Raw genomic sequence first — 26278 nt, 5'->3', positions numbered from 1 at the left:
ATGACACGAAAGCAGGAAGTCAGAGCGGCACTCGTCGACAGCGGCGTCACGGCCGTCCTGCGTGACATTCCGGAGGACCAGATGGTCGACGTGGCCCGCGCGGTCCACGAGGGCGGGGTGCGCGCCCTGGAGTTGACCGCCGACGCCAAGCGGTGTTCGGAACAGGTCGCGGCCGTCGACCGCGCGCTCTCCGACACCGACGCCGTCGTCGGCGTGGGGACGGTGATGGACCCCGCGGCCGCGCGCAACGCCATCGAGGCCGGCGCCGAGTTCGTCCTCGGTCCGCACTTCGACGCGGACGTCGTCGAGGTGTGCAACCGGGAAGGGGTGCTGTGCATCCCCGGCGTGATGACGCCGACGGAGGCCGCCGACGCGATGGCCGCCGGCGCCGACATGCTGAAGCTGTTCCCGGCCTCCACCGTCGGGCCGGGCCACATCAGCGCCATCCAGGGACCCCTGGGCGACGTGCCCATCATGCCGACCGGCGGCGTCGACGCCGACAACGCGGCCGACTACTTCGATGCGGGCGCCGTCGCCGTCGGCGCCGGGTCGGCGCTGGTCGACTACGAGGCCATCCGCAACAAGGACATGGACCAGGTCCGCGAGAGCGCGGCGGCGTTCGTCGACGCGGTGGAGGAAGCGAGGGACCGAACGGAGTGAGGTCCCTCGAAGCGGAACGGCGAACGGAGTGAGCCGTGGAGCAAGCGAGTCGCCGAGCGAAGCGCCTCGGACAAAGCGAGCGGGGAGCGCAGCGACCCGCGAGCAGCGAGAAACGTCGCTACACTCCGTCTCTCGAAGCGAACTCTCTCGGTCAGGGCGAGCGGTGAAACCGCGAGCAGCGAGGCGCTGAGCGATAGTTCTCGAAAGGGGTGCGTAGCGCCGCCGCTCGCGGCAACCGACGAACAGGGAAAAGACGCGTCGCGACAGCGTGACCCGGGCGCCGTCACGACGGGCGAACGCCGTGGCTCGTGGGGCCGGCTTACATGCCGCCGGTCGACGTGCCGGTGGGCGTCCCCATCTCCGTTCCGGACGGGGTGCCGGTTCCCATTCCCGTGCCGGTCTCAGTCCCGCCGCCCATTTCGGAGGGTTCGGCGTCCGTCGCCACGACGAGTCGGGCGCCGGGCTGGTCGCCGGAGGGTTCGAGATACCCCGCCGCGAAGACGGTCTGTGCGGCCATCTCGGTCAGGTCGACGCTGAACGTCGCGACCGGCTCCGCGTCGTTGTTCAGGTTGTCGGGGCGGAGTTCGACGGCGGTGACGTCCGACGGGACGGTGACGTAGTCGCCGGCCTCGCCGAACTCGAGTCCGTCCGCGATGACCGTCTCGCCGGAGGTCACGTCGACGGCGGGGGCGTCGGGGATGGTGTGGACCGCCCGGACGCGCGTGCTGCCGGCCTCCGCCGCGGTGGCGTCGTCGGTCAGCAGCGTCACGGTAAAGGGCTGGTTCTCGCCCGACACTTCGCCGATGGCGGCGGCCGTCTGGCGGCCTGCGTCCAGTGTGACGGCCTCGTCGAACACCGCCTCCGACCCGCCGGTCGGCGTGACGGTGACCTGGTGTTCACCGGTCGTCAGCGCCAGGTAGTCGCTCACCGTCTCGAAGGGCACGTCCGTGAGGACCGTCGTCCCGTCGACGGCCACGTCCACGTTGGGCGCGTCCGGCGCGAGGTGGGCGACCCGGAGCATCGCGTCGCCTTCGGGGGGCATCCCCTCCTCGGTCCCCTCCGACTCGGTGCCCTGTTCGGTCCCCGATTCGGTGGGCTCGGCCGTCTCGGTCATCGGCTCCATGCCGTCCGACGCGGTGCCCGTCTCGGTCGGCGTCCCGCTCTGCCCGTCGCTGTTACTACAGCCCGCGAGGGCAGCCAGCGCGCCGCCGGCGACCGTCAGTACACCGCGTCGAGTCTTGCTGTTCCGTTGCATCGGTAGGGCCGACACCGGCGGGGCCTTTGGTAAGTGACAGTGTACGGGACGTAAATCGTGAGTTAATTCGGAGGGTCCTCGACGGTATCTGGTACAGATATCTGTCGTAGGCGACGCTGACCGCCGATATAGTGCGTAGTGTGTGAGGAAGACCTGAGACGGGTTACTCGTCGAACAGGCTGTCGACGATTTCCTCGGGGTCGAACGGTTCGAGGTCGTCGTAGTCCTGCCCGGTCCCCAGGAAGAGGATGGGTTTGCCCGTGACGTGGGCCACGGAGATGGCCGCCCCACCCTGTGGGTCGGCGTCGGCTTTCGTAAGTATCGCGCCGTCTATCTCGGCCGCGTCGTCGAACTCGCGGGCGCGGTTGACCGCGTCCTGACCCGCGACGGCCTCGTCGACGAACAGCGTCATGTCGGGGTCGATGTTGCGGTCTATCTTCTCAAGCTGGGCCATCAGGTCGTCGGAGGTGTGGAGCCGACCGGCCGTATCGCCCAGCACCACGTCGACGTCGTTGGCCTTCGCGTACTCGACGGCGTCGTAGACGACGGCCGTCGGGTCCGACCCCTGCTCGTGCGTGATTATCTTCTTGCCGAGGTTCTCGGCGTGCTTTTCGAGTTGCTCGTTGGCGCCAGCGCGGTAGGTGTCACCGTTTGCAAGCACCGTCGAGCGGCCCCGGTCCTCGAAGTACCGCGAGAGCTTGGCGATGGTCGTGGTCTTCCCGACGCCGTTGACGCCGGTGAAGATGATGACGACGGGCTTGTCGGCTTCCTGGACCCGTTCGTCGAAGTCGAACTGACCGACGCTGATGACGTCGAACAGCGCCTCGCGCAGGGCGTCCCGGACGAGGTTCCCCGTACTGGAGAGGCGACGGCGCGTCTGGCCGGTGAGGTTCGCCTCGACGCCGCTCAAAATCTCGTTGGCGACGCTCATCTCGACGTCCGAGGACAGGAGCGCGAGTTCGAGGTCGTCCAGGTGCGTCTGGAGGTCCGCCTCCTCGATGACCGTCTTCCCCGTGGCCATGATTTTGGCCTTCTCGGTGAAGCTTCGGCCGCCGTCGTCGTCCTCGTCCGCTTCAGCGGCGTCCGCCTCGTCGTCGGCATCCGCGTCCTCGTCCGCTTCAGCGGCGTCCGCTTCAGCGGCGTCCGCCTCGTCGTCGGCATCCGCGTCCTCGTCCGCTTCAGCGGCGTCTGCTTCCGACGCGTCCGTCGACTCGGTATCTGCTTCGACCGTCGCCGCTTCGTCGGCGTCGGCTTCGCTTTCGTCGTCGCCTTCGCCAACCGGTTCCGGCGGCTCCTCGGCGGTATCGGCCGGCGTCTCTGGCGTGGCCGCCGCTTTGGCGGCCGGCTCGACAGTCTCCTCGCCGGGCCCGCCCTCGGGCGTGTGCTCGGCGCTATCCGTCGAGTCCTCGGGGACGCTCTCCGCATCGGCAGTTTCCGCGTCTGCAGCGCTCTCCGCTTCGGGAGCGTCCGCTTCCTCGGGGGTCGCCTCGGCGTCGCCGGGTTCGTCCTCCTCGACGGCCTCCTCGTCGACGTCCTCTTCGACGTCGCTTCTGAAGCTGCTGAGCTTGTCCTTCAGTCCGTCGAACATGTGGACCTTACTCGTCGGACTGCTCTTCGCGCTGCTGCATCATCTGTTGCATCTGCTGTTGTTGCATCTGCTGGGCCTGCTGTTCGAGCTCGGTCATCTCGCTCTCGACCTCGGCCTTGTCGGAGTGGAGGCCGTCGATGTGGTCGTCGAGGGTCTCCTTCTTCGCTTCGAGCGTGTCGACGGCGCCGTCCTGGTCGCGCTCTGCGGCGTAGCCGCCGCCCAGCGAGACGACGATTTCGTCGATGTCGTCGACCGTCGCGCGGACGTAGGCGTCGCCGCCGACGGGGACCTGCACCGTCGAGCCCGACTCCAGCACGTCGATGGCCTCGATGGCGTCGTCGATGTCGGATTGCTTCTCCTGCAGGCGCTCGACTTCCTCGTCGATGGCCTCCATCTCGGCTTCGAGCTGTTCTATCTCCTGTTGCAGCTGCTGCATGCCGCCGCCGCCACCGCCACCGCCGCCCATCATGCTGCCACCTCGTCGATGGTAATCTGTGTGCGCTTGAGGTTGTGCTGGGAGCCGAAGTCGCTGTAGACGCGCTCGGTGGCGACGTTCTCGTTGGGCGCCTCTACCTCCTTCTCGAACTGCTGTGGCCCGTCGCGGGCCGGGAAACTTCCGCGGACAGTGTACGTGCTCATACCCTCCGGTGCGGGCAGGACAGGGAAGTATCTTCCCCTTCGGTGATTCTCACCCGCGCCCCCGGAGTCCGGGACGGCGGCGGGACGTGGGGGAACAGCGCTTATGTCGGTCGCCACCGATTGGAGAGACAACAGTGGGGGAAGACAGTTCTGTGCTTGACGGCGGCTGGCTCCCCGGCGAGCGCCAGTTGTCGGAGTCACACACCGTGCTGTGGACCGTCGTCATTCTGTCGTCGCTGTTCGACATCGTGACGACGATGGTGGGTATGGACCGGGGCCTCGGGGAGGGCAACGCCGTCGCCCGGGCGTTCATCGAGACCTACGGGACGCCCGGCATCGGCCTGTTGAAGTTCAGCGCACTGCTGGTCGTGGTGGTCACGTGGGCCCGCCTGGACGACCGGCGGGCCACGGCAGTCCTCGTCGGGTTCGCGCTGGTCTCGCTCGGGGTCGTGGCGCTCAACGCGGCGACGCTCGCGTCGCTGGGGAGCTAGCTCTCCGGCGCGGATATCATGTCGCCGCCACACAGCGGACAGGAGGTCCTGAGAACCTCCGTCGCGTAGTCACACCGTCGGCAGACGAGCGGTTTCGGTTTCGACACCGTTGGTTCTTTCTCTGACATGTATCTATCTCCAGCGTCTATCATGATAAATGTTGACATTGCTGGAGCGTCGCCGACAGCCGACGCTCGCAGTCGAAGCGAAGTGCCGCCCGAAAGCCGCGTCGTCAGTCGATGTAGCCCAGCGTGGCGTCGATGCGACCCAGTTCCGGGCCGGAGGTGTCGGTGCCACAGACGTAGCCGCTGTCGTTGGCCACGAGCCCGGAGCCGACCAGCGGACCGCCGTAGTTGACGGTGCCGATGTCGGCGGGCACGTCGAGCAGGTCTTCGAGCGCGTCGAGTTCGCCGTCGGTGGCTTTCGGGTGACAGAGGACGCCGCTGTCGGTGGCGACGGCCGCCGTGCCGACGGTGTTGACGCCGGCGATGACGCCGCGCTCGACGGGCACGTCCAGCCCGTCGCGGACCGCCTGGACGGCCTCCCGCGAGAGGTCGGGGTGGACGTAGGCGCCCGAGTCGTTACAGCAGACGACGTTGCCGGCGGCGTTGATACGACCGGGTAGTTTCGTCACCGGCACGTCGACGACGTCCTGAATCCGGTCTATTTCCGTCTCGCGCACGCGAGAGGAGACCAGCAGGCCGTTTCCGTTACCGGTCGCGAGTGCCCCGACCGTCGCGGAGTGACCCACCGTCGTGGGGATGGCCGGCACGTCGAGTTCCTCGCTGAAATCCTCGGCCAGCGACTCGTCTACGTCGGGGCGAACCAGCACGCAGTCGTCGGTCGCTCGGGCGAAGACACCGACGTACGACGACCCGGAGAATGCCGCGCGGAGCAAGGGTTATTCCGCTGTCTCGGCCTCGACGACGGCCTCGCCCTCTTCCTCGAAGCGGGCGGCCCGAACGCGAAGCTTGCTCGGCGGGCTCGACCGGCCGCGGGCCCACGTCGTCTCGTTGATGGAGGGGTCGATGCGGACCGCGTCCTCCTCGACCGAGAAGTGCTTGGCGAGGTGCTCGCGGACGAGCCTCATCGCCTTGTCGGCCTTCTTGTGGTTCGGCTCGGCACGGGCGTCGCGGAGCGGAATCGTGACGACCCGCTCCTCGAAGTCTCCGGCGCTCATTATTCGTCAGTGTCGCCCCGGCGCCAGTGGCGCCGTTTCGGGTTGCGCTGGACTTCGCGGTCGGTCTTGAGCATGACCCAAGACGGGACGCGGCTGTTCTGGTTGTCGAGTTTGGCCAGACGCTTCTTCTTGGCCTTCGACTTCTTGCTCATGGTGTCGGACCTTCTCCGTCCCGGCTTAAATTCCTTCCTTTTCGGTCGCTGTCCTCCGGCCGGGGGTAGGTTGCTTTCGTTATCAGGGATTGTAAGTGGGCGGATAGAACTAAGTAGAGAAATCGGGAGATAGCCACACGTGAATCGTCGGTCGTTACTACGGACGGTCGGTGCGGGGGTGGTCGTCGGCGGCTCCGGGTGTCTCGGTGGCGGCGGCGAAGTCATCGTGAGCGTGCAGCAGGACGTCTCCGTCGACCCGGGCGACGCGTGGATGGAGACGGATATTCCGAACCTCTCGGAGTCGGGCGGCGCCATCGAGTACATCGTCCGGGCCGAGCGGGCCTTCGACGTCTACTTCTTCACCGACGAGTCGAACTTCGAGCGGTACAACGCGTATATCAAGGGCGACGACCCCGAGGAGACGCCACCGGGCAACGACGAGTTCAGCCAGGCGGCGGTGCCAGCGGAGGGCAAGGAACTGTACGAAGCGACGACTGACAACGGCGGGAACCGCCAACCCGTCCAGACCGCGGGCCCGTACTACTTCGTCGTCGACCACTCCAACTACCGGATGGAGAACCGCGTCGAGGAGTTCGACGACCCGCTGCAGGCCTTCGTGGACCTGAAGGTCATCAGGAACCGCTCGCTCATATAAAGGCGAGCGGGACCATCGCCAGCACGCCCGCGAGCACGCCGGTCAGCAGTTCGCGCTTGCCGCCCCCGGCGAGGTTCTGCCCGTACTCCAGCGCCTCGGGGACGAACTCGGTGGCGACGAGATATATCATCGCCCCGGCCGCAAAGCCAAAGCCGAAGGGGAGGAACTGCCGGGCCAGCGTCACGAAGTAGTAGGCGATGACGGCGCCGATTGGCTGGGGCAGCGAGGAGAACACCGCCCACCACACCATCTTCGGTTCGCTGACCCCCAGCGAGCGCAGCGGGATGGCGATGGCCGTCCCTTCGGGGATGTTGTGGATCGAGATGGCGACCGTCATGAACACCGCGAGCAGCGGCACCGCGACGCCGGCGATGGCGACCGTCTCCCCGGTGACGTTCCCCTCCAGCCCCAATTCCGCAAAGGAGACGCCGACGGCGACGCCCTCAGGAAAGCTGTGTATCGTCAGGATACCGAGGATGAGCACGAGTTTCTTGAAGTCGGCCTGCTCGAACTTCTTCGGCCCGGTGTCGTACCCCTCAAGGACCTTGTGGCCGACGACGACGAGGGCGACCCCAGTGAGCAGCCCCGGTACCATCAGAATCGGCGAGCCGTAGTTCAACCCCTCACGGACGAGGCCGAACAGCGACGCGGCGACCATGATACCGGACGCGACCCCCCACAGCAGGACGTTCCACCGGTCGGAGAACTCGTCGACCAGGAAGAACGGCACCGCTCCCAGCCCCGTCGCCAGCGCCGTCAGCAACCCGGCGACGAAGACGAAGGCGACGTTCTCGATGGTGACCATGCCCCCCCTACTGTGCTGACGGGCATAAGAATTATCATGAATCTGATTTGTTTTTGGTCGACCTAGAGCCGATTTCTGGCGCTCAGAGCGGTATCGACTCGACGGTGGTGTAGGCCGGGCCGTCCTCGCGCAGGACGCTCTCCGTCAGGCGAATCTCCTCGACACGAAGGCGTCCCACGTCGGGGTCCTCGTCCCGGACGACGGTCTGAACCCGTTCTTTCCCGCCGGCGTGGTCCATCCGGGCGATAGTGGCATGGGGCGTGAAGTCGTGGTCCTCGGCGTCGAACCCCATCGCCGTCGTGCGGGCCTCGATGGCCTCGTGCAGCGCCGTCAGTTCGCGGTCCCCCTCGCCGTCGCGGACCCCGACCCAGACGACGCTGATGTAGGAAAGCGAGGGGAAGACGCCCAGCCCGCCGACGTGTGCCCCGAAGGGGTCGACACCGCTCTCGGCGACGGCCGCTTCGAGTTCTGTCACCAGGTCGTCGACGGCGTCGGGGTCGGTGTCGCCCAGGAACGTCAGCGTGACGTGGGCCTGCTCGGGGTCGGTCAGCCGCAGTCCGTCGGCACCTTCGAAGCGCCCCTGGACCTCCCGCACGGCGTCGGCCAGTCCGTCGAGGTCGACGCTGACGAACAGTCGCTTGCTCATACACACCAGGACGCGCCGGCCGCCCTTGGCTTCGGTGGCGAAACACGTATCCGACCCATCCGTGAGACGACGTGTATGGACGACATCGACGCCCTCCGCCTGCCCAGCCGGCGATGCACCGCCATCCTGGTGGCGGCCATCGGGCTGGCCATCGTCGGGCTCACCACCGGCGAACCCGTCGTCGGCTACCTGCTCGGCGCCGGCGGCCTCGCCGCCCTCGCCGTGGGGAGCGACGCTCTGGGACGCCGGTTCGCGGCGCCGAGCGACACCGACGCCGACGAGCCCGGGACGTAGCCCTTAACCCACCTGACCGACAATCGGAGGGTAATGACAGACCGCGAGCGCGAGGACCACCAGTTCTCGGAGGGCCAGGGGTTCGACGACCCCTACGAGGGCTTTGACCTCGAACCGCCGGAGTTCGAAGTCGACCCGGACAAGGTCGACCCCGTCGACTCACGCGTGCTGACGGACATGCTCGACCGACGCAACGTGACGAGCGACGCCGTCGACCCGGAGCAACTCCTGAACGTCGGCCTGGAGTACATGCACATCAACCGCCACGAGCAGGCCGCCGAGACGTTCGAGCGGGTCGCGCAGTTCACCGAGGACGACCGACTCGAACAGGAGGCCTGGACGAACAAGGGCGCGGCCCACGCCCAACTGGAGGAGTGGGACGCCGCCATCGGCGCGTACAAGGAGGCGCTGACCTTCGACGAGGAGTCGGACCACGCCGCCACCGCCGAGACCAACCTCGCGTACGCGCTGTGGGAGTCGGGCCACAGTGAGCAGGCCCTAGAACACGCCGAGCGCGCGGTCGAAATCGACCCGCGCTTCGGCGAGGCCTGGTACAACCGGGGCTTCTTCCTGCTGGAGCGGGGGCTGGCCGAGGACGCCGTCGAAGCGTTCGACAACGCCATCCGCCTGGGCTTCCGGAACGCCGACGTGTTAGAGGAGAAGGCCCGTGGGCTCGAAGAGCTGGGCGAGTACGACAAGGCCGAGGAGCTGGCCGACGAGGTCGAGGAGATGCGCGACCGGGCCGAACAGCAGCTGCTCGAATGATACTCAACGAACGCGAGACCGACGAGGGGCTGCTCGTCTCCGTCTGTGACGCCGACGTGATGGGCGAGACGTTCGAGGACGGCCCCGTCTCGCTGACGGTCGAGGAGTCGTTCTACGGCGGCGACCAGGTCTCGGAGTCGGAGGTCGTCGACAGCCTCGCACGCTGTAGCGTCGCCAACATCGTCGGGGCCGAGAGTGTGGACGTGGCCGTCGAACACGGCTTCGTCGACGAGGAGAACGTCCTCGACGTGGACGGGACCCGCCACGCGCAGCTACTCTGGCTCTAAACCGGCTACCGCAGCTCCAGCTGTTTCAGCTTCCAGCCCCCCTCGAAGACGACCAGCCGGAGGGTGTGGATTCCCCGGGGGAGTCGGACCTCGGTCGTGACCTCGGCCCAGTCGTACCAGCCCCCGGTCGACTCGAACGCGACCCGACGGAGGGGGTCGTCGTCGACGACGACGCCGAGGTCGCCGCCGCCGAAGGTGTCGGCCGCGGCGACGTGAAACGTCAGCTCGTAGCTGCCTGCCGCCTGTATGTAGACGTCGTAGGCGAGCCACTCGTCGCTGGCGAGCCAGTCGATGTCGCCCGCCGCGCGCAGCGGGGTGTCGACCGCGTTCCACCGGTCGGCGTGGTGGTACTCGTGGTAGTCGCCCACGCGGACGGTGCCGGGCACCTCGTGGCGCTCGATACCGGGCTGTTCGTGGGTCCCGTTCGGTCGAAGCGAGCGGGCTCGCCCACCGCGGCCGCGCTGAATCACGCCGCCGTCGGGCTGTTTCACCGCACCGGAACCGCGGTCGTCTGGGTCACCCATTGCTGTCTTACACCTAGTTCCACTCAAATAAAATAATTGTCATTATTTCAGCAGCTGATAAACGGAGCGCGTTTCCAGCCGAATTTATCCCTGGTCCGGCGAAATCAACCCCTCCCCGACTATCTGCGGTGAGAACGACGGTTTCAGCCCTTTCCGGGGCCGGTTTTCGGTCCAGACGAAGCGTGGTTTTGGTGAACCAAAAGAAAGTTCACTGCCCGACCCGTTTCCGTAGCCAATGGGACAAACCGATATCGAACCCCTCGACGTGGCGGCCATCAGGGAGGAGTACCCCATCCTCCAGCGGGAGTTCGGTGGCGAGCAACTCGTCTATCTCGACAACGCTGCGACCACACAGACGCCGGAACGGGTCGTCGAGACCATCGCCGACTACTACCGGACGACCAACGCCAACGTCCACCGCGGGCTCCACCAGCTGAGTCAGGAGGCCTCCATCGCCTACGAGGAGGCCCACGACCGCGTCGCCGAGTTCATCGGCGCCGAGGGCCGCGAAGAGATCGTCTTCACCAAGAACACCACCGAGAGCGAGAACCTGGTGGGGTACGCCTGGGGCCTGAACGAACTCGGCCCCGAGGACGAAGTCGTCCTCACGGAGATGGAACACCACGCCTCGCTGGTGACCTGGCAGCAGATAGCCAAGCGGACCGGCGCCACCTGCAAGTACATCCGGGTCGACGACGAGGGCCGCCTCGACATGGACCACGCCCGCGAGCTAATCACGGACGACACGGCCATGGTCAGCGTCGTCCACGTCTCGAACACCCTCGGGACCGTCAACCCCGTCTCGGAACTGGCCGACGTCGCCCACGACCACGACGCCTACATCTTCGTCGACGGCGCCCAGTCGGTCCCGAACCGGCCCGTCGACGTCCAGGCCATCGACGCCGACTTCCTCGCGTTCTCGGGGCACAAGATGGCCGGCCCGACCGGCATCGGCGTCCTCTACGGCAAGGAACATATCCTCGAAGAGATGCAGCCCTACCTCTACGGCGGCGACATGATAAAGAAGGTCACCTTCGAGGAGTCGAAGTGGAACGACCTCCCCTGGAAGTTCGAGGCCGGCACGCCCAACATCTGTCAGGGCATCGCGCTCGCCGAGGCCTGTGACTACTTAGACGACATCGGGATGGACGCCATCCGCCGCCACGAGAACGAACTCGCCCAGTACGCGCTCGACCGACTCGAAGCCGAGGGCGACGTGGAGACCTACGGCCCGCCCGCCGGCGAGGAGCGGGGCGGCCTCGTCGCGTTCAACGTCGACGGCGTCCACGCCCACGACCTCTCCTCTATCCTCAACGACTCCGCCGTCGCGATTCGCGCCGGCGACCACTGCACCCAGCCGCTCCACGACAAACTCGGCGTCGCGGCGTCGGCGCGCGCGTCCTTCTACGTCTACAACACGCGCGAGGAAGTCGACAAGCTGGTCGCGGCGATAGACGACGCCAGACAGCTGTTCGCCTGAGGCGTGGGTCCTAGCGTATCGGCACAAGCACGTGCCGGCGGGAGAGCGCCGGGACCGGCGGGCGGCCGGGTGGAGTCGAATCCGTGACCTCGTGGTCGACTACTCGGCGCCGCCCCACTGCCACTCGCTTCGGCTGATATCGTCGTCGAGGGCTTCGAGACTCTCCTCGAACGGGCTGACGTCGACCGTCGTGTGCTCTTCGATAATCTCCATCGCGAACACCATCACCTTTCGCGCCTGCTGGTAGGTCTCGCTGGCGCCGTCTTCGGCGATGTCGGTTTCGCTCGCGCTTCTGTGGGCCTCGCTGCGGAGTTCCCTGGCGAGGTCCGCAGCAATCGGTTCGAATATCCGACGGAGATGGGCCGTCACCGCATCGCTGTCCCGAGCCGTCGCCCGAGCGGCCGTCTTCGTTTGCGACCGGACCTGCTTGCCGACGCGCCAGAGGTCGTCGAACGTCCCGTCCTCGTCCTGGTAGGCAGCGAGTACCTCGCGAGCGTTCTCGATGGCCGCATCCATCTGCTGCCACCCCTCGGCGGCGTCCCCTATGTAGTCCGCGACGGCCTCGCTGTCGTCACCGACGGGCGAAAACGAGACACGCTGGTCGGCGGTTTCGACGATGAAGGAACTCGACAACAGCGAACGCCGATACTCGGCGGCGGTGACAGCACCCAGCGGCAGTGTCGGGACGGGTTCCGAGGGGTCGGCGCCGCCGACCACGACGCGGACGCGCCGCTCGGTAACCAGCAGGAACACGTACCCGTCCGGGCCGGGCGACCGCGTCTCCTCGCGGCCCCCCCGCGTCCAGGTCAGGTCGCCCGCACTCAACAGCCCGTGTTCGACAGTCTCGTCGTCCGGAACGAACGTCGAGAGCTCCGCGAGCGTCTCCTCGTCGACGGCCGTCTCGTCCGAGACGCCGGCGGAGAGTTTCTGCTTCGAAGCTTCGAGGACTTTGTCGAACATTCCACCACTTATTCATAATCAATCATGAAGTAGTATAAGTATTCCTGATGACTCGGTTACCAACTTACGAGTAAGTACAGTAACCGACCGTAGCGAGCGAACGTCGACGGCGCCCCTGCCGAGGGCGGCCGGCCGTCGCGACGAGACGAGCGAGAGCCGCGGTTGCGAACGGTGAAACCGTCTGCAGCGCCCTGGATGACTGCAACACTTTCTGGTAGCTATGAGACACCCGACGCGGTCGATACCGGGCCAGAGCGCCGTCTCGGGCCGTCGCTCTGGGCGGCTCGCCCGGTACGCACAGTCATCAGTCGCTTCAGATACGACCGGAAGGCGTGGGGCGAAGTGCGGTGGGGCCGTCCTGTACCCACGCAGCTACTCGCGTCACATCCGTCCATGAGCTCGGAACAATCACACCTCGACGCCCAGCAGTTCGTCACGAACCTCGGCGACTTCCAGTATCGGGAGGTCATGATGGCCGTCGCGACGCTCGCCGTCGTCACCGGCTCCGTCGTGTTCTTCCCGGGGCTGGACAGCGTCACGAAGGGGCTCCAGTCAGACGTCTCCGTGGGTCTGCTCGCCCTGTTCGTCGTCGTCGCCGTCGTCGCCGGCGCCGTCAAGGGGATGCTGGGCTTTGGCTACGCGCTCATCACCACCCCCATCTTCGCGTCGGTCATCGACCCGACGCTTGCGGTCGTCGTCCTCGCTATCCCCCCGTGGATGCTGAACATGTTCCAGGTCGGCGAGACCGACACCGGCCTGAAATTCGTCCGCGAGGAGTGGGCCCTGCTCGTCCTGGCCGTCGTCGGCACTGTCGTCGGCGTCACCTTCCTCGCGCGGTATCGAACCGGCCCCGTCGTCCCCTTCCTCATCGGCCTGGTCATCTTCGGCTACGTGGCCTTCCAGGTGGTCCAGAACTTCGTGACCGTCGAGGAGGCCCACCACCCCATCGCCCTCGGCGTGGCGGGCGTCCTGGAGGGGTTCCTGCTCGCCGTGGCCAACCTCGGGCCGCTGCTGCCGGCCTACTTCCACACCTTCGAGCGGGACGTCGAGCGGTACATCGGCGGCCTCTCGATGGTGCTGGGGACCATCTTCACGGTCCGTATCGTCCAGATGGCGGTCTTCACCGACCTGCTGACGACCTACCGGCTCTGGCTCGGTTCGGTCATCGCGGTGGTCACCGTCGTCGGCCTCCTGCTGGGGACGTACCTGCGACGGCTGGAGGTCGACGAGGCGACGTTCAACTGGTTCGTCGTCGGTCTCCTCTTTCTCATCTCGCTCAACATCTTCCGGAACACGGTGCCCGCGCTGTTCCTGTAGCGACGGCCGGTTTCCGCCGCTCGACGCCCCTACCTGACGAACACGGTGTACATCCGGTGTGTGTCCGGACAGCCCCCGAGCCAGGTCGTCCCGGCGTCCACGGACCGTCTGAACACCCGTCGCGTGCCGTCGTCGGTGCCGATAGAGTCGCCGGTGTCGGTCCAGTCGTCGAGCCACGGCGCTGTGGCGTCGGCGTCGTAGGCGACGAAGGCGTCGGCCGGCTCCGCGAGGTCGAGCCGGTAGCCCGACGGCCGGTCGATGTCGGCGTCCGCCTGCTCCGGGCGAAGGTAGGTGAGGCCGGCATATTTGCCGGGCACCGTCAGGAACTCGGCGTCGCCGTAGACGTAGAGCCGCTCGCCCTGGTCGAGCCGTCCGAACTCGTACAGCGACCCCTCGGCCGACTCGACAGCCCGGAGCGGGCCGTCGGTGGCGGAACCGCCCGAACTGCCGGCGGCGAACCCCCCGGCCACGTCCGACCGTCGGCCCGCGTCGTCGGGCAGCGGTCGCCCCTCGACGGCGAGGCCGAACTCGTTCGATAGCTCGCGGTTTGACTTCCCGACGAGCGCGGCCGGCGAGGCGTCCGTCAGGTCACCCAGGGCGTCTTCGCCCGCGTCGTCGAGGTCCGCCGCGGTCGGATACGGCACCACGTCGGGGCGCTGGCTCTCGAAGTACAGCGGCGTGCCGTCGAGTTCGACGCCGCCCTCGGGCGAGAAGACGCCGTAGAGGTCGTCGTCGAGATTCGTCCGCAGGAACACCGACGCGCGGCCGCCGTCGCCGAAGTCGACGCCGTCGATGCGCACGTCCTGAGCGGGCGTCCAGCGGCGGTCGGTCCCGCCCCCGATGACGTGGACGTCGATATCGTTGTCGAGGCGCCCGCCGGTGATGGGGCTCTCACCGCGAGGGGGCGCGCGGATGCCGGTGAACCACCCCGCGATGTCCGGGTTCTCGACCCGGAGGTTCATCGGGGCGTGGTTGCGGTTGATGCCCACGCCACGAGAACCGCCGACGCCGTCGACGAGCGTGGGGTTCCGGACGACGACGTTGGCGCTGTAGCGAATCGAGACGCCGTTGTGGCCGCCCTGGGCACCCCGGTCGTTGGGGACCCGACGGCGGTCCCACGGGCTGTAGTGGTCACCGACGTTGAACGCGGTGAACTCGTCGACCACGCTGTAGCTGCCGACCTCGTCGTGGGCGTCACCGAAGCGGTGCCGGGAGATGTCGAGGCCGCCGCCCGACGCGAACACCGTGTTCCCGGAGAACGAGCGAAAGCGAACCTTCGTCGACGGGACCTTCCCGTCCGTGACGTCGTCGGACTGCAGGAGTCGGGCTTGCCCGACGACGTTCTCGACGGGGAAGTCGGCGAAGTCGACGGTGATGCCCGAGAACCGGTCGGGGTCCATCTCCCGGTCGGGTTTGGGCCGGGTCCACCAGACGAAGCCGTGGTGGCGGTGGCCGGCGGCGACGTTGCCGTCGACGGCGACGCCGGGGCTCTGGAGCCAGAAGCCGTAGCCGCCGTGGCCGAAGTCGTCGATGGCCCCCTCCCGTCCCGCCTTGAACTGCCGGCCGTCGGGCATGTCGCCGGTGCCGGTCGAGCGCAGCGCGAAGTTCCCCTCGAAGGCGCCTATCTCGGTGCCGATTTCGGCGACGAAGCCCGCGCCGAAGACGTCGTAGGCGACGTTGTCCCGGAACGCGACGTTGCTGTGGTGGTTGACGTACCCCCAGCCCGGACTGGTGTCGACGACACAGCCCTCGACGACGCGGGGGTCCTCGCTGGAATCGATGCCCGTACGGTGGAAGTGACAGGCGTAGCGGGCCTTCGGGTTCGGCGTGTCGGGCTCGGGCGGCGTCCCGTTGACCGGGTCGGTGACCGGCCGGGACTTGTCCGTCCGCCCCAGGCTCTCGAAGGCGGCGTGCTGGACCCGGACGTCCGTCGTCATGAACATCACGTGGCCGCGGCGTTTCGTCGCCGCGGACGCCGAGCGGAGCGCGACGCTGCGGTCCATCGCGGCGACGTAGGCGTCGAACTCCTCGCGGGGCGGGACGTGGTCGTGGGTCAGCGACCCGTCGAGGTCGACGGTCGAGCCCGAGACGCCGGCGACGGCCACGGACTCGTCCTGGTTCTCGTCGGGGTCGAGGCCAGCGACGACGAGGCGGTCGCCCTCGGCCCAGTCGGTCGGCGCTTCGGCGAGGGTAAGCGACCGGTCGCCGGCTTCGGGTGCTGTCGCGGTCCGGGCCCACGAGGTCCGCTCGACGCCGGCGATACGGACCGTCGACCCCGGCAGCGCGAGCAGTCCCCGACTCACCCGTTCGGGGTCCCACGCCTCGTCGATGGGGCCGCCGTCCGTGAACTCGACGACGGCCCCGGCACCCCGCTGGACCGGCTTCGCGGGCGTACCGAGTTCGAGCGTTCCCGTCCCCGCGACGACCATCGTGTCGACCAGCAGTCTGGTGGCCGCCGTCGGGTCGACCCGGAGCCGCCCGTCGACGCGAACGGTCCCGTGGGCCGCGTCGAGTTCGCTCGCCAGTGTGACCGTCGTCCCCTCCGGAATCAGAACGTGCGCGCCGTCGCCGGGGACGGCCCCCTCCCAGCTACCGCTATCGGCCCAGGCTCCGCCGGTCGCCCGGTCGGTGACCTGGTCGTCGGTGACGAGCCGCGTGACGTGGTCGGGACCGGAAAGCGAGTTCGCGCCGTCGCTCCCGCCCAGGAGCCACTCGCGCTGTGTGTACGCGCCGCCGGCCAGCGTGACCCCGATACCACCGGCCGCCGCGCCCTGCAGGAACGTCCGTCGGGATGACCCATCCTCCGACATTCTGTTCACGCACTCGCTGGACGGAAGGATAAGTGTGTGGGCTGGTGGGCCACCGTCTGGACGGCTGCTGTCCGAGCGGTGGCCCGGAGCGACCTCCGGGTCGCGACTCGGGGACGGGCGGGCTGTCACGAGAGCGTCCGATGGGGTCGCCGTCAGTTCCCCGGAATCGCCGCTCGTGGCGATTCCGGCTTCTTCGCCCACCATTTTGCCGGGAGTGGGTTGCGGGCCATCGGCCCGCAACCGTATGACGTGGCGGCATCGCCGCCACGCTGTGCCCGCAGGCCGACGAAATCGGCCGAGGACACCCGACCGGCAAAAAGGTGGTGAGGAAGTCTTTTCAGCGGGAGCCCCCTATCACGGACTAACAATGGGTATCGGAGGCTCCGACATGTACCGGCAGCAGATTCTCGACCACTACAAGAACCCCCGCAACACCGGGGAGCTCGAGAATCCCACCTTCACCCACGTCGGCGAGAACCCGATGTGCGGTGACGAAATCCGGATGGACGTACTGCTCGACGACGAGGAGGAGACCATCGAGCGGGTCGCCTTCCGTGGAGACGGCTGTGCCATCTCCCAGGCCTCGGCGTCGATGCTCTCCGAGCGGCTCCACGGGATGAGCGTCGCGGAGCTTGAGGAGATGGACCGCGACGACATCGTCGACATGCTCGGCGTCGACATCTCGCCGATGCGAATCAAGTGCGCCGTGCTGGCCGAGAAGGTCGCTCAGGACGGGGCGGACATCTACTTCGGCGAGAAAGAGCTCGACCGGACGACCACCGAAGACGACGACTGAGAACCCGTCACACGCCCCCGGTAGTTTTTATTCGCCACCTGCCGTCGCCGCTACCATGTCCGACAACGAGTGGGACCCCGACGACTACGACGAGGGCCACGGCTTCGTCGCGGAGTACGGCAAAGACGTCGTGCGGTTGCTCTCCCCCCGGCCCGGCGAGTCCGTCCTCGATGTGGGCTGTGGGACGGGGACGCTTTCGGCGGTCATCGCCGACAGCGGGGCCGAGGTGGTGGGCGTCGACGCCGCCGAGTCGATGGTCACACGGGCCCGCGAGCGCTATCCCGACCTGGAGTTCGCGGTCGCCGACGCCCGCGAGTACGACCCCGACGGGACCTTCGACGCCGTCTTCTCGAACGCCGCCTTGCACTGGATTCCCGGCGCGGACCACGACGCCGTCCTCTCGATGGTCGGGTCGGCACTGGGCGACGACGGCCGCTTCGTCGCCGAGTTCGGCGGCCGCGGCAACGTCTCGCGGGTCGAGCGAGCCGTCCGGGCGGAACTCGACGCGCGGGGGTACGGCACCGACCACTCGTGGTACTTCCCGAGCATCGGCGAGTACGCGCCCCGACTGGAGGCCCACGGGCTGGAGCCGACGGAGATACGGCTGTTCGACCGGCCCACGGAGCTAGAGGGCGGCGAGGCGGGGCTGCGCGAGTGGGTCGGGATGTTCGGCGACGAGTTGCTGGCGCCCGTCTCCGAGGCCGAGCGCGAGGCCATCGTCGACGGCGTCGAACAGCGCCTGCGCCCGGACCTGTTCGACCCCGAGACGGCGACGTGGACGGTCGACTACCGACGACTCCGGTTTGTCGCCGAACCGACGCGGTAGGCGTGCCGTCACTCGTCGAGGGCGGGCAGCGGCCGCTCCGAGAGCGTCACGTCGAAGCGGGCGCCGCCGCGCTCGCTCTCCGTCACGGCTATCGCCCACCCGTGAGCGTCGATAACCCGCTTGACGATGGCCAGCCCGAAGCCGGTACCGTCGTCAGCGTTGGTCACACCCAGTTCGAAGACGCTGTCGCGCTCCTCGGGCGGGATGCCCGGCCCGTCGTCGGCGACGTAGAACCCGTCGTCAGTGTCACCGACCGTAATCGACACGCCGGGGCTGCCGTGGTCGACGGCGTCATCGGACTGCGTCCGATTGCCTGTCGAACCATGTTCGACAGCGTTCCGAAAGAGGTTCTCGAACACTTGCTGGAGTCGGGACGGGTCGGCGACGACGGTCCGGTCCGTCTCGACGGACAACGTGGCCTCGGGAGCGTCGAGGGACGCCCACGCGTCGGCCACACGGGCAGCCAGGTCGACCGCCTCGGTCTGGTCCAGCACCCGTCCCTCGCGGGCGAGTTCCAGCAGGTCGTCGAGCAGGACCTCCATGCGCCGGGTCGCCTCGCTGGCGTCGTCGAGATGCGAGAGGTCGCCCGTCTGGCGGGCCAGTTCGAGACGGTTATCGATGACCTGCAGCGGGTTGCGGAGGTCGTGGCTGACGACGCCGGTGAACTCCTCCAAGCGCTCGTTCTGCGTCTCCAGCGCGCGCTTGCGCTGCTCCTGTTCGGTGACGTCACGCAGGACGACGGCGCGACCACGGACGATACCGTAGCGGTCGGCTATCGACGTCGTCCGCACGTCGTACGTGACGGGGCCGCGGTTCCCGTCCGGCCGGGCCGCCGTCACGGTCGCCGTGTTGCTTCCCGCACCGCCGTCAGTCGAGGTCAGCGTCCGCGTCAGGTCCGGAATCGCGATGTCGGCGAGCGTGGCGCGGCCGCCGCCGTCGACGTAGGCGTCGGCCGCGTCGTTCCAGTCGACCAGGCGGTCCCGCGAGTCGACGACGAACACCGGGTCGGCCATCTCTTCGAGCAGCGTGTGAGCCGCCATCGGTTCGACGTCGAGGAAGTCGTAGCGATAGAGGGCGACCCCGACGCCGACGGCCTGCACGGCGAACAGTGCCGGTGTCAAATCGAGTTGCGGATGCGGTGAGAGTTCGGCCACGAAGAGGACAGTCGACACCATGACCGCGAAGGTGACCGTGAAGATGGCCGCGGCCTGCTTCCGGAAGAGGTTGCGCGTCTGCAGGAGAAAGCGGCCGAGCAGGGCGAAAGAGAACAGCAACACGGCGTAGGTGACTGCGAGATAGCCCAGCGCGAGCGTCCCGAACTCGCCGTAGGGGACCCGGAGGAGTCCGTACCGGGCGACGCCGACCGACCGGTAGACGGGGCCCACCGGGTCCACCACGAGCAGCGTGATGTAGCCAGCCGCGAGGACGACGAACCCACGGACGACAACCGACGGAATCCAGTCGCTGTCGGTGGTGTACTCGATGACGAACAGGAACCAGAAGACGACGGCCAGCACGGCCGCCCCCGCGGTGAACGGGACCCGAAAGAGCAGCGCGAGTTCGTCGGTCGGGCTGACGTGGCCGAGCAAGGAGAACAGCGCCCATGAGCCGTCGGCGGTCATCAACAGCGCGAAGCGGTCGGAGATAGGGTGCTCGGCCCGCCGCCAGGAGTACCACGCGAACCCGTAGCTCGCGAGGGCCGCGACCAGCAGGAACGCGGCGACGACGACGCTGAGCACGGGCTCTCCAACCATCCTACAGGCTAGTCGGAGTCCCGGTCAAAACCGTTGTCGGCCCAGTATCAGCCGTGAGAACGCTGTCAGGCCAGGAAGACGTGGCGCGGGCGGTCGGCCAGCACGTCACGTCCCCAGGAGACGGTATCCGAGAACTCCTCTGAGCGGAAAAACGCCATCGCGTCCTCCCTGCTGTCCCACTGGCTGGCGATGAACATGTCGTTCTCGTCGTCTCGGTTGGCCAGCAGCGCCGTCTCGCGGTGGCCGTCCATCTCCGCGAGCAGACCGCCGACGGTGTCGAACTTCTCGACGAACTCCTCGCGGTGCTCGGGCTTGACCGTGTAGAACATCCCCATCGTCCCGAAGCCTTCACCCGCGCCCTGGCGGCGGACGACGCCCGGCAGGTCCGTCAGGTAGTCACTCGCCGTGCCGGCGGCGTCCTCGGTGTCCCACAGGGAGGCGACGGCGGTGGTCTCGGCGTCAGTGTCCCGGTAGATGGTCGTCCGGACGTGCGTGTCGTAGCGGTCGAAGGCGCTCCGGAGGTCCGCGACCTCCTCGGCCAGCGTCTCGGGGTCGGCCTCCGAGTAGACCACCAGCGCGTAGACGTCCTCGCCGTGTGGCTGGCCGGCGTAGACCCCTTCGGCGTCCAGTTCCTCGCGGATGGACTGCGAGGAGGCGGCGGTCTCCCCGCCGCTGTCGGCCTCGCCGCCGTCGTCGTCTGGCTCGCCCAGTTGCCCGCCGACGCGCTCCTCGATGCCGGGCAGGTCGCCGAGGAAGCCGGCGGCGGTCTCGGCGGCCTCCTTCGCGGTCCAGACGGAGACGACGTAGCTCTGGCCGCTCTGGGCGCGCACGGTCGTCGTCACGTGGCGGTCGTAGTGGTCGAAGCTCTCGGCGAGGTCGCTCACCTCCTCGACGAGGTCCTCGGCGTCGGCCGAGGAGTGAAAGACCAGCGCGTAGTCGCCGGCGTCGTAGGCCTCCCCCTCGTGGAGGCCGAGTCGGCCGACGCGACCGACGGCGTCGTCGACCTCCTCGAAGTCGCCCGAGACGTCCGGGCGGCCGCCGCTGTGTGCGGATTCCGCCGTGTCAGCCTCACTGCCCGCCGGATGGTCGGCGTCGGCGCGCTCCCCGCCGTGTGGGTGGTCGCCCTCGCCCGGGCTACCGGGGTGAGCGCTGTCGTGGCCGTCGGTGTCGCCAGGATGTCCCGAGTCGGCGGCGTGGGCGTCCGTCGCCGTCGCGCGGGTCGGGGCGTCCTCGCCGACGGCCGGCGGCGCGTCCGCCTCGTCCGTCGGAACCCGCTGGCCGGCCAGCACGGCGGGCAGGTCCGCGGGAGCGAACCGGCGCCCGACGTAGAAGGGACCGAACTCCGCGAAGCGGGACGTCGAGGGGTCGAAGCGCATCTCCGTCAGCAGTTCCTTGACGTGGGTCATGTCGTCGCTCCAGAGCGTGATGCCCCACTCCCAGTCGTCGAAGCCGATGGAGCCACATATCATCTGGTTCACGTCGCCGCCGTAGCCCCGGCCGATGTCGCCGTGGCGCTTGATGTGGGCGGCCCGCTCCTCGAAGGAGGTGTCGTACCAGTTCTGCTCAGGGTCCCGTCGCTTGCTCATCGGGTAGAAACAGACGAACTCCTCGTCGGGGATGTCGGGGTGGAGCCGGGCCTGGATGTACTGGGCCAGCCCGGAGTCGTCGTCGACCTCGCCGTCGAAGTACTCGCGGGCTTTCTCGGTGTAGCCCGACGCCTCCGTGACCGAGACGTACGAGTACGCTCGCTCGGTGAACGCGGCGAACTCGGTCTGCTCGAAGTGGCGCTCGGCCGCGTCCAAGTCGGCCATCGTCGGGCGCAGATGGAGTATCATGAGGTCGGCCTTGTGACCCATGACGGTGTAGACGGCCGTCTGGCCCTCGTCGGCGTAGTCAGACTCCGTCTGACTGCCTGCCGAGCTTCGCTCGGCAACGTCGGCCAGCGATTCGTACCCCTCGAAGAAGTCGATGCCCTCGGCGAGTGCCCGGTCGCGCGTCCGCTGGGGCGCGTCGCGCCAGGCGTCCCAGTCAATTCGGCGACAGTCGTGGAGCACGTACCAGCCCTCTTCGGTCTGGGGCGGCGTCCGTTGGTCCATATCGGCGGTTACGGGGCAGGCGTAAGGAAACTTGCCATATTGGCACCGGGACGAGCCGCTGCCGTGATAGCCACATACATACCACAACTATCCAGATGGTTTTATTGTGCATACGTGTTTTCGGTGAAACGTAGGCCCTATGAATAACCCAATTGATACGTATGTGGCGACTGCACTCCAGTCGTACACAGTCCTCGCGATTGTCGCCCTCCTTCTCGGCGCCGCCGTGGCGCCGTACGCGGTGGCTGTCGCGGAAAGCAACCAGAACCACGTGGTCGTGGTGAATATCGACGAACCGATAACGGGCGCGTCCGCCCAGGAGACGGTCCAGGAGCTCCGTGAGCTCCGGCAGAACGACTCGGTCAAAGCGGTCGTTCTCAGCGTCAACAGCCCCGGCGGCGGCGCCGCGGCCAGCGAATCGATGTACGTGGCGGTCAAACGCCTCTCGAACGAGAAGCCGGTGTACACGAGCGTCGGGTCGACCGCCGCCTCCGGTGCGTACTACACCGCCATCCCGAGCGACCGCATCTTCGTCACTCCCGGCAGCCTCGTCGGCAGCGTCGGCGTCCGCTCGACGGTACCCCCGAGCGGCCTGCCAAGCGGCGTGACGACCGGCCCGGACAAGGCCGGGCTGATGACACAGGACGAGTACTACGCTGCCATCGAGTCGATGCAGCGCTCGTTCGTCGGGTCGGTGATGGAAGAGCGCGGCGAGAACCTCACTGTCCCCCGTGAGACCGTCGCCGAGGCGACCGTCTTCGTCGGCGGCCGCGCGGTCAACACCGGCTACGCGGACGAACTCGGGACCACCGAGGACGCCATCGCGGCGGCCGCCGAAGCCGCCGGCGTCTCGAACTACCAGGTGAGCTACCGCGACCCCGCCGAACCACAGACGCTGAGTCTGCTGGCCTCGGCCGACTCGGACGCGGCGAACAGCACCGTGGCCGTCGAACAGGCGCCGCTGAAAGACGACGGCGTCGACCGTATCAGATTCCTCATGCTGTTTGGCACCATCGAAGACGAGACGCACCGGTACAACGCCACCGACCAGGGAGGTGTCCGCGATGAGTGACCTCGCCCAGCGCGTCGGCGTCTTCGTCGGCGTCTTCGTCGGCGTGCTCGTCCTGGCGATAGTCGTCGGGTCGGTCGCGATGGGCGCGGGCGGCGGCGGGTCAGCGCCGGCGGTCACCGACGCCAACGCGTCCGCGTTCAACACCGACGACGCGGTCGCGGAAGTCCCCGAGGAGAGCGGTGAGATTTCGATGTCGGCTGACGCCGAGGGGCAGGTCGTCGTCATCGACACCACCTACAGTTCGGGTGTCACGCCCGAGACGGTGACGCCCATGGCGAACGCGCTGACCGAGAGCGGCGCCACGGTCCGGTACAGCTCCGGCGGTTCGGGGTACGGCGCGGGCCTCAACAGCACGCTGAGCGAGGCCGACGCCTACGTCCTCGTCGGCGCCAGCCAACCCCTCTCCGACGCGGACGTCAACGGGCTGCAGGCCTTTACCGACGCCGGCGGCCGCGTCGTCCTGCTGAACGAACCACAGGGCGGAACCGCGGCCCTCGGCGGCCTGCTCGGCTCCACGTCCGGCTTTGGCTCGCCGAACCCGCTCTTGCCCCTGACCAACGAGTACGGGTTCTCCTACGACAACGGCTACCTCTACAACATGGGGGACAACGCCAACAACTACCGGAACGTCTACGCGACCCCGGACGGTGACTCGACGCTCACCGAGGGCGTCGACCGGGTCGTCCTCCACGAGTCGGTCGGCGTCAACGGCGGCCAGTCGGTGCTTTCGGCCACGGAGGGGACGACCCAATCGACGACCCGCCGGTCGGACACCTACACCGTCCTCACGCGCTCCGGGAACCTCGTCGCGGTCGGCGATTCGAGTATCCTCGACCAGGAGTACGTCTACCAGGCCGACAACGAGGTGCTGGTCGGGAACCTGCTCGACTTCCTCGTCTCCGGAGAGAAATCGCCCGAAGACGCGCCACAGGACGGTGCCTTCGGCGGCGGCTTCGATGACGGCGGTGGGTACGACGGCGGGTACGGTGGCAGTGACGGCGGTGAAGAGCCCCGTCCCACACCGACGATACCGTAACGACCGAAGCGATTTTTTTTAGCGTTCGACGCCGAAGATATCGTGTAGTTCGGTTTCCAGTCGGTCGACGTACTCCTCCAGTACGACCGATAGCTTCTCCTCGTCGACGATGACCGCCGTGAGCCGGTCGGCCGGGTCCTCGGGGAGTTCGACGTAGAACCCGCGGTCCTCGTCGTAGAAGGGCTCGGACTCGTTCAACACCTGCTGGTCGATGGCGTGGACGAGTTCCGAGTCGTAGCGGTCGTTCATCGCCTCGAACGCCTGCTGGTAGGCCTTCTGGAGCTGCGGGAAGTAGTTGGCGTACTTGTCCTCGAACTGCTCGGGGTCGAAGTCGGTCATTGGGCGGAGGAAGGCAAGCCGGGGATAAAGGTGGTACGGAGTCGGCGGCACCGATTACCGCGGACGAATGGTCCGGGCGTCCTTCTGTGGTAGATAGACGACGAGGTAGCCGACGAAGGCGATGCCAAAGAGGCCGCTGAGAACGAGGTAGACGCGGACGTCCAGGGTCACGAGAATCGCCAGTATCTCACGGATGGTCGCCCGCGGGTCCGCGAAGCCGAACGTCTCCGTGTAGGCCACCAGCCCGCCGACGACGACGAGCACGGCGTCGAACAACACGCGACGGTCCATCGGCTGATTATCGTATGTGAGAACGTATAGCTCTTGTTGCCGCCCCTAGCCCAGTTGGTCGGCGACGATGTCGTCGGCGGCCTCGATGAACGCCGCTTCCTCGCCCGCCGGGACGGTCGCACCGGCGGCGATATCGTGGCCGCCGCCGTCGCCCCCGACCGAGCGGGCGGCCTCGCCCATCACGACAGAGAGGTCGACCCCGCGGCCCACGAGCGGCCCGGTCGCCCGCGCCGAGACCTTCGTCTCGCCGTCGGCGTCGGCGAAGGCGATGATGGGCTTGTCGGCGTCGACGCCGGCGGTGCCCAGCGCCATCCCGGCGACGATACCGACGATGGTCTCGCGGATGGCGCCGCCGGCGTCGAAGTACTGGACGTGGTCGGCCTGCGTGACACCCCGGTCTTTCACCAGGTCCAGCCCCTGTGAGAGGTTCCGGCGGTGGTTCGCCAGCAGTTTGCGGGCCTGTTCCAGCGGCGCCGCGCGGTCGCCGAGACAGACGGCCAGTCCCACGTCGGCCCGCTCGTAGCGGGCGGTGGCGTTCAGCAGCGTCGAGAACTCGCTCGCGTCCCGGAGTTCGGTGCCGCTTGGCTCCGCGGTCAGCGTGTAGGTCGTGCCGACCAGCGACTCTATCTTCCCGGCCGGGACGCCGCGTTTGACGGCCCGCTGGACGAGCGCGCTGGCGACGGTCTGGCGCTCGTCGTCGGCCAGATCCGCCCAGGTCCGCCACTCCCCCTGTCGTTTGAGGTCCAGGCCGAGGTCTTCGAGGAAGCGGGTCGCCCCGGACTGGTCGTTCGAGATGCCCGGAATCGGCACCTCCGTCGCGTACTCCAGCAGTTTCGGGAGCGGTCGGGTCTGCTTGCCGTACAGCGTGAGGTCGGTCCCTTCCCGGAGCACGTCGGCCGCGATACCGTCCTCGACGATACCGCTGTTGGCGCCGACGAGTTCGCCGCCGACGGCCTGCATGTCGCCGACCGCGCCGACCACAGCCAGGGCCGCGAGGTCGCGGTTGTCACCGCCGTCGGACTCCAGCGCCCGGGCGAGGACGTAGGCCGCCCCGGCGCCAGACAGCTCCGAGGCCCCGTTGATACCGACCAGCAGCGGGTTGCAGTGGTACTCGAAGTCGGCGTAGCCGTCGGTGTCGTAGACGGCGTCGGGATGACAGTCCGCGGGGGCTGCGGGCTGGTGGTGGTCGGCGACGACGGCCTCGAAGTCGCCCGCGGCGACGTGCTCGGAGATGACGTCTAGCTGGCCGGAGCCAAAGTCGGTAAAGAGGACCGTCTCCTCCGGTCGCGCGGCGAGACTCGCTATCTCGTCTGCATCGAGTTGCTTCTTGAACACCGTCTCGACCGGAATCCCCGCCCGCGCAAGCGCCGACGCGGCGACGGCGGCGCTGGTCAGGCCGTCGGCGTCGATGTGAGCGGCCAGCAACACGCGGTCGGCCGCGCGGAGGCGGTCGGCGGCGGCGGTCGCGCGGTCGGCCAGCGCGGGGACGGGGTCGGTCATCGTGGCGAGGTAGGTGCGCCCCCGGATAAAAACTTTCAGGAGTGGCAGGTGACGGCGTGG

Annotated in this window: 30 protein-coding genes; 12 read left to right on the top strand and 18 right to left on the bottom strand. The window is 67.9% G+C overall.

The window, feature by feature from the left end; all coding sequences use genetic code 11:
- A complete protein-coding gene (locus NDI86_RS08540) occupies nt 1-660 on the top strand; it encodes a bifunctional 4-hydroxy-2-oxoglutarate aldolase/2-dehydro-3-deoxy-phosphogluconate aldolase (RefSeq protein ID WP_310899995.1) in 660 nt (219 codons plus the stop codon).
- A gap of 319 nt (nt 661-979) precedes the next feature.
- Here NDI86_RS08540 and NDI86_RS08535 read toward each other — a convergent pair whose 3' ends face one another.
- From NDI86_RS08535 to rpl18a, 4 genes are all read right to left on the bottom strand, one after another.
- Nucleotides 980-1915: a DUF4397 domain-containing protein gene (locus tag NDI86_RS08535; RefSeq protein WP_310899994.1), complete on the bottom strand. Its 936-nt coding sequence runs from the start codon at nt 1913-1915 to the stop codon at nt 980-982.
- Nucleotides 1916-2078: 163 nt separating this feature from the next.
- Nucleotides 2079-3503: a signal recognition particle-docking protein FtsY gene (gene ftsY, locus NDI86_RS08530; protein WP_310899993.1), complete on the bottom strand. Its 1425-nt coding sequence runs from the start codon at nt 3501-3503 to the stop codon at nt 2079-2081.
- Nucleotides 3504-3510: 7 nt separating this feature from the next.
- The gene (gene pfdA / locus NDI86_RS08525; protein WP_310899992.1) at nt 3511-3972 is read right to left on the bottom strand and encodes a prefoldin subunit alpha; all 462 of its coding nucleotides are present in this window, start codon (nt 3970-3972) and stop codon (nt 3511-3513) included.
- Nucleotides 3969-4142 carry a 50S ribosomal protein L18Ae gene (gene rpl18a / locus NDI86_RS08520; protein ID WP_310899991.1) on the bottom strand — a complete coding sequence of 58 codons (174 nt, stop codon included), beginning with the start codon at nt 4140-4142 and terminating at the stop codon, nt 3969-3971. Before rpl18a ends, pfdA begins: the two co-directional genes overlap by 4 nt.
- 134 nt (nt 4143-4276) lie before the next feature.
- Here rpl18a and NDI86_RS08515 point away from each other — a divergent pair, with 134 nt between their 5' ends.
- Complete coding sequence (locus tag NDI86_RS08515) at nt 4277-4633, top strand: DUF5658 family protein (protein WP_310899990.1); 357 nt, start codon at nt 4277-4279, stop codon at nt 4631-4633.
- Here NDI86_RS08515 and NDI86_RS08510 read toward each other — a convergent pair.
- From NDI86_RS08510 to NDI86_RS08495, 4 genes are all read right to left on the bottom strand, one after another.
- Nucleotides 4630-4761 (bottom strand): hypothetical protein, encoded by a 132-nt coding sequence (locus tag NDI86_RS08510; RefSeq protein ID WP_310899989.1) that lies wholly within the window; start codon nt 4759-4761, stop codon nt 4630-4632. The genes NDI86_RS08515 and NDI86_RS08510 overlap by 4 nt on opposite strands.
- Before the next feature lie 104 nt (nt 4762-4865).
- Nucleotides 4866-5531 carry a translation initiation factor IF-6 gene (locus tag NDI86_RS08505; RefSeq protein ID WP_310899988.1) on the bottom strand — a complete coding sequence of 222 codons (666 nt, stop codon included), beginning with the start codon at nt 5529-5531 and terminating at the stop codon, nt 4866-4868.
- 3 nt (nt 5532-5534) lie between these two features.
- A complete protein-coding gene (locus NDI86_RS08500; protein ID WP_310899987.1) occupies nt 5535-5813 on the bottom strand; it encodes a 50S ribosomal protein L31e in 279 nt (92 codons plus the stop codon).
- A complete protein-coding gene (locus NDI86_RS08495) occupies nt 5813-5965 on the bottom strand; it encodes a 50S ribosomal protein L39e (RefSeq protein WP_220588816.1) in 153 nt (50 codons plus the stop codon). Before NDI86_RS08495 ends, NDI86_RS08500 begins: the two co-directional genes overlap by 1 nt.
- A 139-nt stretch (nt 5966-6104) precedes the next feature.
- Here NDI86_RS08495 and NDI86_RS08490 point away from each other — a divergent pair, with 139 nt between their 5' ends.
- Nucleotides 6105-6620 (top strand): hypothetical protein, encoded by a 516-nt coding sequence (locus NDI86_RS08490; protein ID WP_310899986.1) that lies wholly within the window; start codon nt 6105-6107, stop codon nt 6618-6620.
- Here the strand turns inward: NDI86_RS08490 and NDI86_RS08485 are convergent.
- Nucleotides 6613-7425, bottom strand: a complete 813-nt coding sequence (locus NDI86_RS08485) for a ZIP family metal transporter (RefSeq protein ID WP_310899985.1) — start codon at nt 7423-7425, stop codon at nt 6613-6615. The two genes, NDI86_RS08490 and NDI86_RS08485, sit on opposite strands and share 8 nt — an antisense overlap.
- Before the next feature lie 82 nt (nt 7426-7507).
- Nucleotides 7508-8071, bottom strand: coding sequence for an RNA 2',3'-cyclic phosphodiesterase (gene thpR, locus NDI86_RS08480; RefSeq protein ID WP_310899984.1), 564 nt, complete (start codon nt 8069-8071; stop codon nt 7508-7510).
- A gap of 75 nt (nt 8072-8146) precedes the next feature.
- On the opposite strand from thpR, the gene NDI86_RS08475 reads away from it, so the two are divergent.
- The 3 genes from NDI86_RS08475 to NDI86_RS08465 are packed head-to-tail and all read left to right on the top strand — an operon-like array spanning nt 8147 to nt 9417.
- Nucleotides 8147-8365, top strand: coding sequence for a hypothetical protein (locus tag NDI86_RS08475; RefSeq protein WP_310899983.1), 219 nt, complete (start codon nt 8147-8149; stop codon nt 8363-8365).
- Nucleotides 8366-8398: 33 nt separating this feature from the next.
- Nucleotides 8399-9130 (top strand): tetratricopeptide repeat protein, encoded by a 732-nt coding sequence (locus tag NDI86_RS08470; protein WP_310899982.1) that lies wholly within the window; start codon nt 8399-8401, stop codon nt 9128-9130.
- Nucleotides 9127-9417 carry a DUF424 domain-containing protein gene (locus tag NDI86_RS08465; protein ID WP_310899981.1) on the top strand — a complete coding sequence of 97 codons (291 nt, stop codon included), beginning with the start codon at nt 9127-9129 and terminating at the stop codon, nt 9415-9417. Before NDI86_RS08470 ends, NDI86_RS08465 begins: the two co-directional genes overlap by 4 nt.
- A 5-nt stretch (nt 9418-9422) precedes the next feature.
- Here NDI86_RS08465 and NDI86_RS08460 read toward each other — a convergent pair whose 3' ends face one another.
- Nucleotides 9423-9941, bottom strand: coding sequence for a carbohydrate-binding protein (locus NDI86_RS08460; protein ID WP_310899980.1), 519 nt, complete (start codon nt 9939-9941; stop codon nt 9423-9425).
- A 235-nt stretch (nt 9942-10176) separates the two neighbouring features.
- Between NDI86_RS08460 and NDI86_RS08455 the strand changes: the two genes are divergently transcribed.
- The gene (locus NDI86_RS08455) at nt 10177-11421 is read left to right on the top strand and encodes an aminotransferase class V-fold PLP-dependent enzyme (RefSeq protein WP_310899979.1); all 1245 of its coding nucleotides are present in this window, start codon (nt 10177-10179) and stop codon (nt 11419-11421) included.
- A 99-nt stretch (nt 11422-11520) separates the two neighbouring features.
- Here NDI86_RS08455 and NDI86_RS08450 read toward each other — a convergent pair whose 3' ends face one another.
- Nucleotides 11521-12381 carry a hypothetical protein gene (locus NDI86_RS08450; protein WP_310899978.1) on the bottom strand — a complete coding sequence of 287 codons (861 nt, stop codon included), beginning with the start codon at nt 12379-12381 and terminating at the stop codon, nt 11521-11523.
- Between the two features lie 393 nt (nt 12382-12774).
- On the opposite strand from NDI86_RS08450, the gene NDI86_RS08445 reads away from it, so the two are divergent.
- Nucleotides 12775-13698, top strand: coding sequence for a TSUP family transporter (locus NDI86_RS08445; protein WP_310899977.1), 924 nt, complete (start codon nt 12775-12777; stop codon nt 13696-13698).
- A 29-nt stretch (nt 13699-13727) separates the two neighbouring features.
- On the opposite strand, the gene NDI86_RS08440 is transcribed toward NDI86_RS08445, so the two are convergent.
- Complete coding sequence (locus NDI86_RS08440) at nt 13728-16508, bottom strand: G8 domain-containing protein (protein WP_310899976.1); 2781 nt, start codon at nt 16506-16508, stop codon at nt 13728-13730.
- Nucleotides 16509-16875: 367 nt separating this feature from the next.
- On the opposite strand from NDI86_RS08440, the gene sufU reads away from it, so the two are divergent.
- Nucleotides 16876-17304, top strand: coding sequence for a Fe-S cluster assembly sulfur transfer protein SufU (gene sufU, locus NDI86_RS08435; RefSeq protein WP_310899975.1), 429 nt, complete (start codon nt 16876-16878; stop codon nt 17302-17304).
- A gap of 55 nt (nt 17305-17359) precedes the next feature.
- Nucleotides 17360-18130, top strand: a complete 771-nt coding sequence (locus NDI86_RS08430; protein ID WP_310899974.1) for a class I SAM-dependent methyltransferase — start codon at nt 17360-17362, stop codon at nt 18128-18130.
- 8 nt (nt 18131-18138) lie between these two features.
- Here NDI86_RS08430 and NDI86_RS08425 read toward each other — a convergent pair whose 3' ends face one another.
- Together NDI86_RS08425 and NDI86_RS08420 are read right to left on the bottom strand one after the other, a co-directional pair.
- The gene (locus NDI86_RS08425) at nt 18139-19884 is read right to left on the bottom strand and encodes a sensor histidine kinase (protein ID WP_310899973.1); all 1746 of its coding nucleotides are present in this window, start codon (nt 19882-19884) and stop codon (nt 18139-18141) included.
- Between the two features lie 65 nt (nt 19885-19949).
- Nucleotides 19950-21980: a heme-binding protein gene (locus tag NDI86_RS08420; protein WP_310899972.1), complete on the bottom strand. Its 2031-nt coding sequence runs from the start codon at nt 21978-21980 to the stop codon at nt 19950-19952.
- A gap of 139 nt (nt 21981-22119) precedes the next feature.
- Between NDI86_RS08420 and NDI86_RS08415 the strand changes: the two genes are divergently transcribed.
- Together NDI86_RS08415 and NDI86_RS08410 are read left to right on the top strand one after the other, a co-directional pair.
- Nucleotides 22120-23052 carry a S49 family peptidase gene (locus tag NDI86_RS08415; protein ID WP_310899971.1) on the top strand — a complete coding sequence of 311 codons (933 nt, stop codon included), beginning with the start codon at nt 22120-22122 and terminating at the stop codon, nt 23050-23052.
- Nucleotides 23045-24088 carry a DUF4350 domain-containing protein gene (locus NDI86_RS08410; RefSeq protein ID WP_310899970.1) on the top strand — a complete coding sequence of 348 codons (1044 nt, stop codon included), beginning with the start codon at nt 23045-23047 and terminating at the stop codon, nt 24086-24088. Before NDI86_RS08415 ends, NDI86_RS08410 begins: the two co-directional genes overlap by 8 nt.
- A gap of 18 nt (nt 24089-24106) precedes the next feature.
- Here the strand turns inward: NDI86_RS08410 and NDI86_RS08405 are convergent, their stop codons facing one another.
- From NDI86_RS08405 to NDI86_RS08395, 3 genes are read right to left on the bottom strand one after another with little or no spacing between them, the layout of a single operon-like run.
- A complete protein-coding gene (locus NDI86_RS08405) occupies nt 24107-24427 on the bottom strand; it encodes a DUF5783 family protein (protein WP_310899969.1) in 321 nt (106 codons plus the stop codon).
- A 54-nt stretch (nt 24428-24481) separates the two neighbouring features.
- Nucleotides 24482-24718, bottom strand: coding sequence for a hypothetical protein (locus NDI86_RS08400; RefSeq protein ID WP_310899968.1), 237 nt, complete (start codon nt 24716-24718; stop codon nt 24482-24484).
- 45 nt (nt 24719-24763) lie between these two features.
- Entirely contained in the window at nt 24764-26218 is a 1455-nt protein-coding gene (locus NDI86_RS08395) for a RecJ family nuclease (protein WP_310899967.1), read from the bottom strand.
- Between the last annotated feature and the right edge of the window lie 60 nt (nt 26219-26278).

It is taken from the genome of Haloarcula onubensis, assembly GCF_031624605.1.
Taxonomy (GTDB): domain Archaea; phylum Halobacteriota; class Halobacteria; order Halobacteriales; family Haloarculaceae; genus Haloarcula; species Haloarcula onubensis.
Note: the sequence above shows the minus strand (reverse complement) of the source record. Positions and strands in the feature narration are given on the sequence as shown.